The organism is Rubritalea sp., assembly GCF_039830215.1.
GTDB lineage: Bacteria > Verrucomicrobiota > Verrucomicrobiia > Verrucomicrobiales > Akkermansiaceae > Rubritalea.
In genome coordinates this window covers 1-13,124 of record NZ_JBDOPO010000065.1, presented here as the reverse complement: position 1 = coordinate 13,124, position 13,124 = coordinate 1, and the positions used below count along the sequence as shown (strand labels likewise).

Annotated in this window: 10 protein-coding genes and 1 pseudogene; 1 reads left to right on the top strand and 10 read right to left on the bottom strand. The window is 46.6% G+C overall.

Annotated features, from left to right (window positions below; genetic code table 11):
* Both ABGY95_RS01820 and ABGY95_RS01815 read right to left on the bottom strand, forming a co-directional pair.
* Positions 1-423 (bottom strand): annotated as a pseudogene (locus ABGY95_RS01820) (hypothetical protein); the annotation flags it as partial.
* A gap of 200 nt (positions 424-623) precedes the next feature.
* Complete coding sequence (locus ABGY95_RS01815) at positions 624-1,967, bottom strand: YiiX/YebB-like N1pC/P60 family cysteine hydrolase (RefSeq protein WP_347439970.1); 1,344 nt, start codon at positions 1,965-1,967, stop codon at positions 624-626.
* Positions 1,968-2,196: 229 nt separating this feature from the next.
* Here ABGY95_RS01815 and ABGY95_RS01810 point away from each other — a divergent pair, with 229 nt between their 5' ends.
* Positions 2,197-2,472, top strand: coding sequence for an HU family DNA-binding protein (locus ABGY95_RS01810; protein WP_347439969.1), 276 nt, complete (start codon positions 2,197-2,199; stop codon positions 2,470-2,472).
* A gap of 77 nt (positions 2,473-2,549) precedes the next feature.
* On the opposite strand, the gene ABGY95_RS01805 is transcribed toward ABGY95_RS01810, so the two are convergent.
* The 8 genes from ABGY95_RS01805 to ABGY95_RS01770 form a co-directional block, all read right to left on the bottom strand.
* Positions 2,550-5,411, bottom strand: a complete 2,862-nt coding sequence (locus ABGY95_RS01805; RefSeq protein WP_347439968.1) for a hypothetical protein — start codon at positions 5,409-5,411, stop codon at positions 2,550-2,552.
* Between the two features lie 122 nt (positions 5,412-5,533).
* Positions 5,534-6,475: a hypothetical protein gene (locus ABGY95_RS01800; protein ID WP_347439967.1), complete on the bottom strand. Its 942-nt coding sequence runs from the start codon at positions 6,473-6,475 to the stop codon at positions 5,534-5,536.
* Positions 6,476-6,563: 88 nt separating this feature from the next.
* Positions 6,564-9,620 carry a tetratricopeptide repeat protein gene (locus tag ABGY95_RS01795; RefSeq protein ID WP_347439966.1) on the bottom strand — a complete coding sequence of 1,019 codons (3,057 nt, stop codon included), beginning with the start codon at positions 9,618-9,620 and terminating at the stop codon, positions 6,564-6,566.
* Positions 9,621-9,749: 129 nt separating this feature from the next.
* On the bottom strand, positions 9,750-10,211 hold the full coding sequence (locus ABGY95_RS01790; protein ID WP_347439965.1) for a biopolymer transporter ExbD: 462 nt from the start codon (positions 10,209-10,211) through the stop codon (positions 9,750-9,752).
* 22 nt (positions 10,212-10,233) lie between these two features.
* Positions 10,234-10,686 carry a biopolymer transporter ExbD gene (locus tag ABGY95_RS01785; protein WP_347439964.1) on the bottom strand — a complete coding sequence of 151 codons (453 nt, stop codon included), beginning with the start codon at positions 10,684-10,686 and terminating at the stop codon, positions 10,234-10,236.
* A gap of 91 nt (positions 10,687-10,777) precedes the next feature.
* Positions 10,778-11,563, bottom strand: coding sequence for a MotA/TolQ/ExbB proton channel family protein (locus ABGY95_RS01780; RefSeq protein ID WP_347439963.1), 786 nt, complete (start codon positions 11,561-11,563; stop codon positions 10,778-10,780).
* Between the two features lie 285 nt (positions 11,564-11,848).
* A complete protein-coding gene (nth, locus tag ABGY95_RS01775; protein WP_347439962.1) occupies positions 11,849-12,499 on the bottom strand; it encodes an endonuclease III in 651 nt (216 codons plus the stop codon).
* Positions 12,500-12,592: 93 nt separating this feature from the next.
* A partial coding sequence (locus ABGY95_RS01770) for a 3D domain-containing protein (RefSeq protein WP_347439961.1) occupies positions 12,593-13,124 on the bottom strand: 532 nt, incomplete at its 5' end.

Sequence of the window (13,124 nt, the reverse complement as noted above, 5' to 3'; positions counted from 1 at the left end):
GAATGTACGCTTAGCGAGGTGATCGCCAAGAACCCCAGCGAAGAAATTGTAGAGTGACTCAATGATCCACTCGGCAAAATTTTGGAAACCTTTAGGAACCATGGATAGCTTGCCAGCACCTGCACGACAGAAAAGAATGATAATCAGAACCGCGATCCAAGTCATCACCATGGAGTTAGAGAAAAGCTCTGCGTCGTGAATAGTAACAGCGTGGAGCGGAAGCTTTGGTGCTGCGTGCTCAGCGTGCTCGTCACCGTGTGCATCTGCTTGCTCACCATGCGCGCCAACTGCAGCTTCATGACCGTGCGCTTCAGCGTGCTCAACTGCAGCGTGCGCACCATGGTGCTCAGCAACTGCAGCAACAGGAAGCCCCAATGAGAAACAAAGGAACAACAGAGATAGGAAAGTCTTTTTCGTAGCCATGAATTTAAATCGCCATTGCGGCGAGCGACTGCTCAATAACCTCCCTATGAAAAGCGAGCAAGTCTATTTGTGAAATTTTTCACAAAGTCAGATTAACCCACTGAAAATAAGCGCTTTCGCGAGGATTTGTTCGCGGCATGATTTTGCCCACACATTGTTAGGATAACTTAAGAATTGCTAGTTCTCTCCCTTCTATAAACTCACCAGTCGGCTCGATAACTATGAGCGAGCCGCCGTTTTGCCTCAGTTCCCTCATGCACCTTTATCCCATCCACCCCGTAAATAGCCACTGGCTCGAAGACACCGAGCTTAAGTCCCTGGTTCATCAATGCCTCAGCCGAGAGACACAGCCTTCCAGCGCGCTCCTCCAATTCAAAAGCCACTCCGGCTCCAGCCTGGTAGGAACGATACACTACTTCGGTACAAGCCAGACGATCTGACTCACGAAAATCAAACACAAAATCGTAGCGCTTCCCCGTGTGACTTATAGCGCACCGGACCGCTGCCGCAACCTTCTCCTGAGAAAGCTTTGATCGGAGAATCGTGAAGGCATCCACAGCTAGGGTCTCGGTCAGAGCACGAAAATGCACCCCATCCTTTTTCGCCTCCACCACATTCACCCCTTCTGGGACTTCATCCAAAATTCCTAATTTTTCACGTTGCTCCTTACTGCCTATATAAAATGCAGCGTGTGGCCAAAACCCAGGAAGAAAGAGATTACTCATTGCTTCATCATGCCGAGTCACGATCACATCTCCCGGCTGCAGAATTGCCCACGCTTTAGCTAAGACTCGTGGCGTTACGCGCTTGCCCGACTTTTGGATCGCCAATATTGGCTGCTTCACCTCAGCGATAACTTTACCGCTCATCCGAAACATCTGAAACATCACTTTTCGGTAGCTCGTATGCTGCCTACGCCTAAATGAGAAAACTCGGTACTGGAATTGGCGCTTTAGATAGGCCGCCTTGCTCCTTCCAACAAATGGAAGCTCTGAGTCCAGCACCTCGATCAACTCACGCATCCTCCCCCCTTCAGCTCTCAGTTCCATCACCTCGTCCGAGTGCAACTCCCAGAATAAGGTCGCCTCGTAAAACCTCCACATCCGTCGCGGTGAAGTGAGATTCTTATACAGCCTAGAAAAACTCCCCCCCTCTATCCCATAGCGCAGCTCAGCCTCATCTAGCTTTTTCCACACTAGAAACCTGTCACCCGCCAAATCTACGAGAAATTCTGCAGCACGCATCAACACACAAGCCGCTGTGAATGCTACAGCAAAAGCGCGCAAACAAGCATCCCAATCTTCCTCGTCATTACAGTAAGGCTCTAACTCAGCAATACAGCTAAGCAATACCGCCCGAAGCCGCAAGTACTGCCGGTAGCGATCACGCATTCGCTCATCCTCATCTGGCAAAAAATAACCACGCTGTTGCGCGGAGTGAGCATCATCTAGCAATTCCACTAAATCTCTCTGAGCTGGTATAGCCTTAGTAGCCGAAACCACTAATTCTAGAATCCTATCATAATTAACTCTCTCTATCGACATCTCACTACGGAATCTGCGAATCACCAACGCAACATGTCAGCCCATAAACCAAACAACAACACCTAACAATATCTAACAACACCAAATCACCGGTACATCAAGCTACAGACGTGACAGCTACTATGCGGAACTAACTATTGGCAAGCCAAAAACCCTATATTTCATATAGGGTTTTTTCTTCTCTTTTAACCTTTACAAATACTAAAAACTCCGCAAAAGATGTAACGTCATGAACAAAGCAGAACTCGTAGAATCCATCCAAAAGAACCTCGGAAAAGACGCAACTAAGCGTGCTGCTGAAGATGCTCTTTCCGCTGTCCTCACATCCATCGCTCAAGGCGTTAAGAAAGATGAAAAAGTCCAACTTATCGGTTTCGGTACATTTGAAGTTAAGAAGCGTGCTGCTCGTATGGGACGCAACCCTAAAACTGGCGAGTCAATGCAGATCAAAGAGTCCAAGACGGTTGGCTTCAAGGCTTCCTCCACACTCAAGGGATCTCTTTAGATTCTTTTACCTAAAAAGTTTACCAACCTTACTATCCTTCGATAGTAGGGTTTTTTATTGCCTAAAATGAAGCTCTGTTAGCGCTTACCTTGCCGCATTTCCTTGAGCATTTGCTCGACAGAAACCACCTCACCGCTCGCCTCCCAAGCCTCCACATTGGTCCGAATCGCTGCCAATGGCTCGCGGACTCCATCGCGCTTTTTTTCCCATTCTGGATAGTCCTTCACCATCGATAAATAGCGGTGTGCCAACTGATAAGCAACCTGTCTATCAGCCTTCTCCTCTCCCGTCTCCGGACGATTCCGCTGCCATGTAAGCACACTTAATCGATCCACCGATGGAGCTGACACAGGCAAAACCCTAGTGTAGCCAGCAAAAACACGGGAATAATTAGCCATTGCATCCTCTTTCATTTCCCTCAAATCGTAGGATTTCGCTAAAAGATACCAGACTCGTGAGCGCTGATAATCGAATTTTTTCTCAATCAAGTACTCTTTAGAGCGATCCGTTAGGATATCCCATAACTTAAGTTTTGAGAGAATTTCTATCGATTCATACATGGCTTCCTCCAACAACATGACATTTCCTCCGCTACGCTTTAACAGACCAGTGAGCAACACCTTTGCCTGCTCCAAATCAGCAAGTTCCTCGGACAATCTTAAAGCCTTCGCTTCACCTAGCTTAGCAAGCTCGCGCTGACTGAGCAAACTTGAGTGCTGCGCAACAGCAAAATGCTCACGAGCCAGCTGAGGAAAGTTCTCATCTACTAAGAACCATGACCCCAGAGCTGAGTGTATATAGCCAGGCAATTTAACCCCCTTTGAACGGAGCGATAACTCGGCATACATAGAACGTAAAATGGCGTCATAGCGTAACTTTCTACCCCAACTTAGATGCGCTTGATCAAGCCCAGCAACATACACTTCAGCCAGAGCAAACCATTGCACCAAGGCAAAGGTAGATGGATCGTGCGCCCTGAACTCACTTTTAAGCTCAGAAGGTTTCATTCCTGCATCTATCCTAGCCCAGATCAAAGTATTGGCAGCATTGCGCAGCCCGGCCTCCTTTAACTGGCAACAGGAAACTTGAAGAACTTGCTCAAGCCTCTTAATTCCACGGTCTAATTCACCCGCATTTTTTAATGCAGGCATTGCCGCCGCAGCCACTTGAGCGGCATAGACTGAGTCTGAAAATTTCTGGAAAAATTCATCATAGTAGGGAAGGCATTTTCCCATATCAGGATTTGGATCACCCGCCACCTGCTCCCGGCCGTAAAAGGCTATCAGATGGAACATGACTTCTTGCTCTAACTCTAACATGTCAGATGAGCGAGCCAACTCCAGCGCAGCTTTGTATGAGACCTCAGCAGCCTCACGGTTACGCAAAATAGCGGCAGTTCGTGCGGAAAGTAAATCCACGTGAACCCTCAATTGTGGAACTAGCTCCAACTCCCGCACATGTACCAATCGTTCCTGGGCCTCCAAGTAGGATGCCGACTCGAAATCCAGCACAGCAAGCTCGTATTGGGCATAACCGTGAAGCTCAGCCACTGTGATGTTAGATAGAATCGAGCGAGCCTGTGTAGTGTAACCTAATCGGGCATAACTCACAGCCCGAAAATACCGTACCGACATTACGTGTTTACCATTTGGAGACAAGCTCAAATACTCGGCTGCCAACTTCAAGCTCCGCTCATATTCCCCCAAGAAACAGGTCGAACCAGTCATCACATAAAGACGGTCCTCCCTTTGCGCCACAGCACCTAACGCATTGGCTCCAGCCAACTCTAAAGCCTCCAAGTATTGCCCAGCATCGAAGAGGCTACTCAACTCTAATAACTCAACCGTTTCCCTATGTTTACCATCTGGAAATTTAGATTGATAGAGAGAGACTGCTGCACGCGCCTGATCGATCTGATCAAGCTCAAAACTCACCACAATAGATTGGTACAGCCATTCTGATACTCGGGTCGATTCCGGGAAATGCTCGAGCAGTTGGTTGAGCAAATATCCACGCTGTCGCACTGGCTGAGTGTGGACGTACTGCTCAATCGAACGCGCCAATAAAACAGCATTGCGTTCATTAGAGCTTGAAAGATCTGACTTTTCTGAGGACCCGGCACTAAGCCACGGTAAGGTTTCGAGTAAACTTTGAGCATTTTTAAGTGCTCCGTCATTCAAGAGCTTTTGTACTGTCTGGCTGAGCGACTCCAAACCAATATCCGAGCCTTCCGCTAGATCGTCAGCACACTCAGCTAACCAACCTAAGAGATCACGTTCTTGCTCTGGAGAGACGCGACTAGCAGTGTATGCATACACATCTAGGATAGCGCCATACAAGGGCTCTGGTGCTATTTTGAAACGTTCACGTCCCTCCACAGCCTGCCTCAAGTACCTCAAAATCTCGGCATCCACAGGAGTGGTACGGCGCAGTGAACATGTCACCAAATTCAGCAACAAACTACCGTGATCGTAGACATCAACAACTTGTTTTCGCTCGACTAAAAATGCGCCATAAGCAGTGTAGGCATCGTCAAATCGATCCATCGCCTGGTAGCACATTGCCATGCGCAAAAGACTGCGAGTAATATAGCGGTTTTGATCATCTGCCGGGCCAGTGAAATTTCGACATCTCTCAAAATCCTTGAGAGCATTCGTATAGAATCCAACTCGCAACTCGGCCTCACCAATCTTTGCCAGCTCCATCTGACACAGCCCCATACTGTAAAGAAGCTTGCCGTACACTCCTTCTGAAACCCCAGCAGCCTGCTCGGCCACATCAATCTCTGAAAACTCCGAATACGCCAATTTCCATTGTGCATTCTGCATCAAGCTGACTGCGCGCTTCAGCTTATCATCTTGGGCCTCGCTAGCACATGTCAACGGAGCGAACAATGTGAGCAATACTGCTATGATCAAAATTTGTATAGGTTTCTTCATTTCTAGTTTAACTGATACCACAGTAATATACTTAAACCGCATAAAGTGGAAAATACTCATCAACAAAAAGCACCCGATCCAAATTTGGAACGGATGCTTTAGTGAGTTAATTTTTTAGAAGCTTACAGCTTCAAGCCTGGAGCATCGTCAGCTGTATACTTAAGAAAGACCGCATACTTAAGCGGAAGCGCAACACCTGCGCCCATACCAGCTTTATTATAGAGGCGCGCCAGAGCATTTCCCTCAGCTAATAAGCGGTAGCCTGAGGAATAAATATCCTCGTCAGCAGTCTTCCAGAGGGTCATCGCGGTTTTTACTTCCGGAAAAGAAAGATACACGCGCAGTGCTGCATGTGCTGATTCGCGTACAATTTCCTCGGACTTCGAGTAGTCCGCAGTCATTGCCTGACCGTACACGTTCAAGGCATCAGTCTTGCGGCCGAGAGCTTCCAGCGCCATGGCATGACAATAGGAGATCTGAGCTCGCTGAGAAATTGGCACTCGCTTACTTTTCCACTCACTTGCGAGTCTATCGAGACGAGCCCATGCTTTTGAGTCCAAGGCCTCCCAGAATTTGTACACTTCAATCTGCTTAAGAAGATCGGGACGCATCAAGTTCTCAGTACGATAATCAGCCACTGCTTTCACTAGCTCATCAGTCTTCAATTGCTTACGAAGACATTCAAGCTGATAGAAACCAGCGAGTGTGTAATGGTTATCTTTGATAGGCTGGAACTTCTTGTAACGCTCCATCACTTCACCAAACTTGGTGTATGCTTCGCTGTACTTACGGTCTTCGAAAAGCCCCATCGCCTCTGAGTACTCCTTAGGCTCAGTGATATAGATAGAAGCAAACGCACTTAATCGTTTACTGCTCACATCAACAGCCCTGATGTTCTTTACGTAGAAGACGCTAGTTTTAGAAGCTCCCATAAGGAAAACTTTCTCGTATTCACCATCAGCCGTGATGAGCACACCTTCGATTGTGACGCGCTCCGGTTGCTGAGCTACGACAGACATGGTTAAACCGAGGGTAGCCGCCATGAGTATTGTGAGTAATTTCATATTATTTCTTAAATTTTTTTGTTAGCTGGCGCTTATAAATTTCTGTCTCTATAGCGCCATGTCTTAGGTTTCAGCCAATATTAGAGAATTACTGGTCTTTTTCCATATCCGCGAAGGACTGGATCGTGCCACTACTTTCCCACTTGATGACTCGAGCATCAATACGCTTCCAAGAAGTGCGAACCTCTTCAGTCATGTCGTCTTTATTCTTATCGAATGCAGCTCGTGATGACTTGATGTAGCCACCAGCAACTTCATAGGCCAACTGTTGCTTAGATTTACCCTCTTTGCTAGCTCCGTGATCCCACATCAGTGCTGTTGCTGTATCCATTGCTGGGACTGAGACATTCCAATTAGCTGTATTGGAAGCGAAAATTCCCATATTTGTTGCAATACACTCTGCGAACATCTTCTTTTCTTTATAAGCTTGAGCTAAAATTACCTGAACATTAGTCCGATCTTTGGTAAACTCGGCAAGGTATGCCTTGCCTGCTTCGATAACCTTATTCCAGTTTTCCTGCTTAGCATAGATCTTAACAATACGAGAACTCGCTTTATCACGATTCTTCTTACTGTTATCCTTATTCTTAAGGATTTTCTCCATCATTCCGATGGCTGTAGACATCTCGTCCTTACTACCAGCTTTACCGTAAATGTCGGCCAAACCAAACTCTGCGACTGAGCGACCATTTACCTGAGGGCGCTTCAAGCGCTCTTGGTAATAGGGAAGCGCCTGACGCGGTGCTGTGGATTTGGTGCGGAGATAATCACCCACACGCACAAGAACGAAGTTCGACAGCTTCTCCACTGGGTAAGCCGTCTTTAGAGCCTTAAAGGCGGCATTGATGCGCGCTTGGTTACGACTCACTAAAGCTTCATCTTCTTCCTTGACTGCGGTTTTAAGACTATCTTCATACACACCAATCACGGCAATACGCAGCATTGCAAGCGTGCGGATGTCGTTAGAATCGATACCATCGAAGGTATAGTAGTGATCCTTCAGCTTATCTGCTGCATCTGATGGGCTTAGCCCTTTATTCTTCTGCGCAATGAGGAAGTACTTAGTGTAAGAACCGATAGCACCTTCCAAGCCTGCAGGGTTTTCGCGCTTCGCCATCTCAGCAATCACTCCCTGAACATTGGCTAGGGCCTCATCAAAACGACCAGCCTCGATTAAGGCCGGAACACCAGCAACGGCGACCTGCGCCTTGTATGGTGAACTCTGGTAACCTTTCCAAAATTCATCATAGTAAGGAAGGGCATCCTTCATGTTAGGATTTGGCCCTTTGCCGATTTTTTCGGTACCGAGCAATGCGACTAGGTAGTAGAGAGCTTCACCCTGAACCACCACGTTATCGCGATGCTTAGATAGCTCAAGCGCCTTGAGGTAGTATTCTTTAGCCTCATCACGCTTACCCAGACTCTGCAGGATATTTCCCTTAAGGTTGTAGGCTGAGTCCTCGATATTTGAGCCGTCAAACTCAGCTTCAATGCGTGCGATATTTACCAAGGCTGGCTCGTACTCGCTCTCAGAGAAATGGACGTTTGCTCGATCATAAAGAGCGAACGGTAAGAACATGTTCTCACCTGCGTCAGGATATTTACTCAGAAAGGCATCAAGTCTAACGCCCGCTTGCTCCCACATTTGTAATTGAGCTAGGTTAGATGCCTCAAAGTAAGCCGCAGCAAGTGCGAAGTCACTTTCAGGGTACATCTTGAGATGCTCTTCCAAAAATGGATGCGCAGCGAGGAATTTTCCTAAGTAGAATTTTGACCCGCCTAGAACGTGCAAACAAATGTCGTGCTGAACGGATGGCTTAGGTAGCTCGTCGATCATCTTTTCAGCAACCAGTTCACACTTCTCATACTCAGCACCAGCGAAGAGAGATGAAAGCATCATACTACGGACTGATTCGCAATAGTCACTCTGTGGGAAATTTCTGAGGAAAATCTGCCCGTAATGCTCAGTAGTAAGAACTTCGCTGATCACTGAAGATGTCCGCACGAGATTGTAAAGATTATCCTCACGGCGGCGCGACTTCTCAAAATAAAGCTCTAATTGCTCGTAAGCTCCGAATGCCCCTCGCACGTTTCCATTAGATTCGTGGGTGAAAGCAAGAGCTGTGAGCGCTAAAACTTCTGGAGGATCACCTGAGCGATCTTTCGTACGCAAGTCGCTATACCACTTACTTATTTGCTCTTTGTAAACTAAGTCATTACCATCTTTTAGTCCTGCTCGTGGATACAGCGCAAGTTTTTCCTTGATAACTCCAAGGTCAGCTAACGCCTCCTCAGTGCCAGGAATCAAGGCAAACAAATTGTATGCAGCTTCCTGCATGTCGGCCTCGAGCGCTTCAGTCGCTAGCTTTTGGAAAAATGGACCAAACTGCACCATCTGGTAAGGACGCAGAGTGATGGCTGAGCGATTCTGGTTAAGAAAGTCAACAAGAGCACGCTCATTTTTAGATTTAATCACAGCCTTTGTGAGAGCCTGGAACGCCGAAACAATCGCAGCATTCGGGGTTTTCCAGCGCTCTTTGTTCTTCAGAGCAGTTTCAAAGAAGGTGATACCTGGCTTGATCAATGGCTCTTCGAGCTTGAAGTGACAAATCGCCATGTTGATGTTAAACATCCCTGGGTTGTACTTATCTCGGTCTTCCCTCTCGGCGAGAAACTTTTTATAGCTAGCTATCGCGCCTTTGTATTCTTCTAACGCCTGCTCAACTTGCCCTGTGTATAGAAGAGACTTCTTGTGATAAACGTTCTGCCCTTTGTCGTCTGATGGAAGTTTATAGCAGCTAGAGAAAGACTCTTTCGCTAGGGTATAATATTCACGCGCTTTTGCGCTATTTTCTTCGCCACCAAGTCTTTGCATGTCGCCAGCCATCTTAAGCTCGGCAAAACCTTTGTTGTAGTAAATGACACCAAAACGTCCACCAAATAGCGACCTACCTCGATCACTGTAGGATTCAACAATTTTGGCGAATATTCCTTGCGCTTTTTGCCATTGGGCTTCGCGCATTGCTGTGATACCTAATGGTACCGCCTCTTGAATGTCTAGAGCCTTTACCTGTGGTGGAGCCATACCGACGAGCGACGCCCCAGCCAAAGTAATGGCCATTGTTAGAGAATGATGAGTTTTCATAGGTGTGTAGAAAAATGGTTTTTGAAAGAAAAGGGCGCAATCCGAGGGAAAGCGCCCTTATAAAGGCTCTCTTGCTAAGAGTAGTAATATAATGCTACTACATGGGCATTAATTAGCAAAAGTGCAAAGTTAGTTATTAGAGAAATCCGTAAAGGTCACTTTCTGAATTTCTAAGCCCACCAGAGCATTGAGCACATCAACAACTGCTTGCTGAGGCGCTTCACCACGCACAGCGACCTGAACCAGCGGGTCGGTATTGGCAGCTGATGCTCCATCCTTGTATATCTGCAGGCGTGCCTCTAAGAGCGGTAAATTGCGCTTTTTCCCGACAGCTGCGAGGTCGAGGCGTTCTTCCTTATTCGCAAGGATGGATCCATCGTCCTGAATTTCGATAAGCATCGGAGAAATCTCTGGCGGAGTGTCGGAGGGGGCCTGTGACGGCAAAGTCATGCCGAGGTCACTCTCTCGAGGTTGAATAGTCGCCGTCACCATGAAGTAAATGAGGAGAAGGAAACACACGTCAATCAATGACGAAATGTCTAATTCTGGTTCATCATCTTCTGCAACGAGTCCTTGTTTGCGTCTAGCCATGGTATTCTAAAGGTTAGTTTTCTTATTTTTCAAAATCGAACGCGGAGAATATCACACTATCAACACCCGCTGCTGCTGCTGCCTTGATCACTTTACGAGAATGCTTAAACACAGAGTCTTTATCACCACGCAGGTGAAGACGTGGATCAAAACCTTGGTTTTCAAATTCTTCTTTGAATTTTCTTACATACTCCGTGATATCGTCTTCAGTTTCTATAGCGCCTTCTGACACTTCGACGGGAAAGATAGTTCCATCTGAGCGAATATTGACGACGATACGTCCGTGTTTTTGTTCAGGTTTCTTGGCGTTGTAGGCCACAGAGGGTTTCACCTCGGCATCCATTTTCACCACCATCGGCGTAGACACCACAATGAAGAAAACAAGGAGAAGAAAAACCATGTCAATCATAGGTGACATGTCCATTTTTGCCTCGTCCTCAGTCTGAGCATTGAGGGTTCTTAGTTTTTTTGACATTTAAATCCTGGTTCGTATTTACGATTTTAGGAGACCTGGCGCAGTTCCATAAATGTCACTGCACCACCATTTGTGTCGCTTAGCAAAAGGCTTAAACAGCAAGACCCTCAGGAATCTTAGCAAGATGAGCTTCACCATTCACGGTCTGTACAGAAGCATTGAGAAGCTCCTCAGCTGTCTGGTGACAATCTGCTACAAGATTGTTGTAGCGAGCTTTGAAGAAGAAGTAAGCGATCACAGAAAGAATCGCAATAACAAGCCCCCACATGGTAGTAAGGAGCGCAATAGAAATATCACCAGCAAGCGCAGATGGATCTGCTCCTGCATTCTTCAATGTCGCGAAGGCCGCGATCATACCAAAAACTGTACCGAATAGTCCCATCATAGGAGCAGACTGAGCCACGAGTGAAATAAGGTTGATCCAGATCATCTGCTTGCGGTTCTCGTTGATTGAGAAGTCAGCAATTGCGTCTTCGACTCCATCGCGGCCAAGACTTTCAGGCTGAGTGGCATCGACGTTTGGAAGAGAATAAGCGAGCATGCGACCAAGGTAGGATGGGTGTGACGCAGCGAGTTCGATTGCAGAACGGATACGACAATTGAGCATGTGGTCGTGAAGAGCTGCCTTGAGATCATCAGGGGCAAACTTCGCCTTACCAAGGTTGATGAAGTTATAAACACTCAAACCAATGAGAGAAAGTAGACCGACTGCAACAATGAACAATGTTAGCGCTCCACCATCCAATAGGTAGGAGTCTAATGCGCTTGTTTCTGTTTTTGAGGCCGTGTCTTGGGCAAATAATGGCGCAGTTGCTGCCATTGTTGTGAGTAGGGTAAGGCCGGCAGTTCTAAGCGGTCGTGGCGAAAGGTGTTTCATAGTTTTTATCGTGTGTACTTGGGTCTAGGTAGATGTTTCTAAGCGATCTAATTAAGATCATTAGATTGATGATTCTCTTAATCGTTCGCTCCTAGTAAAGAAGCAATTTGGGAAAAAATTTGTAACACTCAATCACTTACACCCTTAGAAACTATAAAATTTGTTTAAAATACGAGACTTACGCACTTTTTGACGAGCTCTTAAGTTCCTCTAAAAAAAACAGTCAACCACTCTAATACCCCGCAGAACTTAAATAAAGTTAACTATTCTTTTGCTGTGTTATTACTATTTCTTTATTACCACAGCTGATTTTCTCCGAGGAAATAGTGTGGCACAAAACTCACATACCGTTCCGTCACAACCGCGTGCCGTGCATGCATCCCGGCCGTAAAAAATAATCTGCAGATGAAGCTTATTCCATCTTCCAATAGGAAAGAGCTTTTTAAGGTCGGCCTCCGTTTTTTCTACATTTTTCCCATCAGTCAATTTCCAACGCTGAGCCAACCGATGGATGTGTGTGTCGACAGGAAAAGCAGGCACTCCAAATGCTTGAGCCATCACAACTGAGGCAGTTTTGTGACCCACCCCTGGTAAGGCCTCCAGTGCTGCGAAGTCTTGAGGGACTTGACCTCTATGTTTTTCTACCAAGATCCTAGAAAGACCAGCTATTGCTTTAGACTTTCTGGGAGACAGACCACAGGGACGGATAATAGACTGTATACTTTCGACCGAAATTTGAGCCATATCCGCTGGATTGTCAGCTAACTCGAACAAAGCTGGAGTCACGGTATTCACCCTAGCGTCTGTACATTGAGCTGATAGCAAAACGGCCACAAGCAAAGTAAATGGATCTTTATGATCTAAAGGAATCGGAGTCTCAGGATAGAGTGCCTCCAATCGATCCATCACCCACTTAGCTCTCTCTACTTTCAACATGCTGGAGATCTATCGCAGAGCAAAGCTCGGTCCAAGAAAAATGCCGCAAGTCACAAAAGACATGCGGCATCTGATTTTTTTAGCTATTCTCGACTACATTGAATTAGTAGATTTCTTCCCAAGGTCCGTAACCTTGCCAGAATCCATCTTACGCACAATACCGTTATACATACTACGACAATGCTTATAGCGGGTACGCCCTTTGAGAAGCTTACGGCTTTTCTCATAGCTGCCCCATTCAATCACAGTAAGCTCGACCTTACGCGTCCCCCACTTCCTCATCGTTTTTAGGTTAGGCTTAAATAAATCTACTGTATTTGTGCCCACGAGCGCTGATCCATAGTCATTCACTTCATAGACATAAGGGAGTCCTTTAATCTTAAATTTGGTTCCCATTGGATAAACTGACCAATCGGCAGCAGCACTACGCACAGTGTTCGTGTATTGAAGCTTAGTTCCTCCAGCACTTTTAAGTCCATGACACCCTTTCTCATTCTCCATGTGCGAATAGGCAGTTGTGCGTACGTGACGCACATTTTCAGAATCATTGTAGGTAGCCATGCCATGCTTGTCTTTTTTGTAAATATTACTCTTTGCCACAAGCGTGGGGCTTGGCGCATGAGGC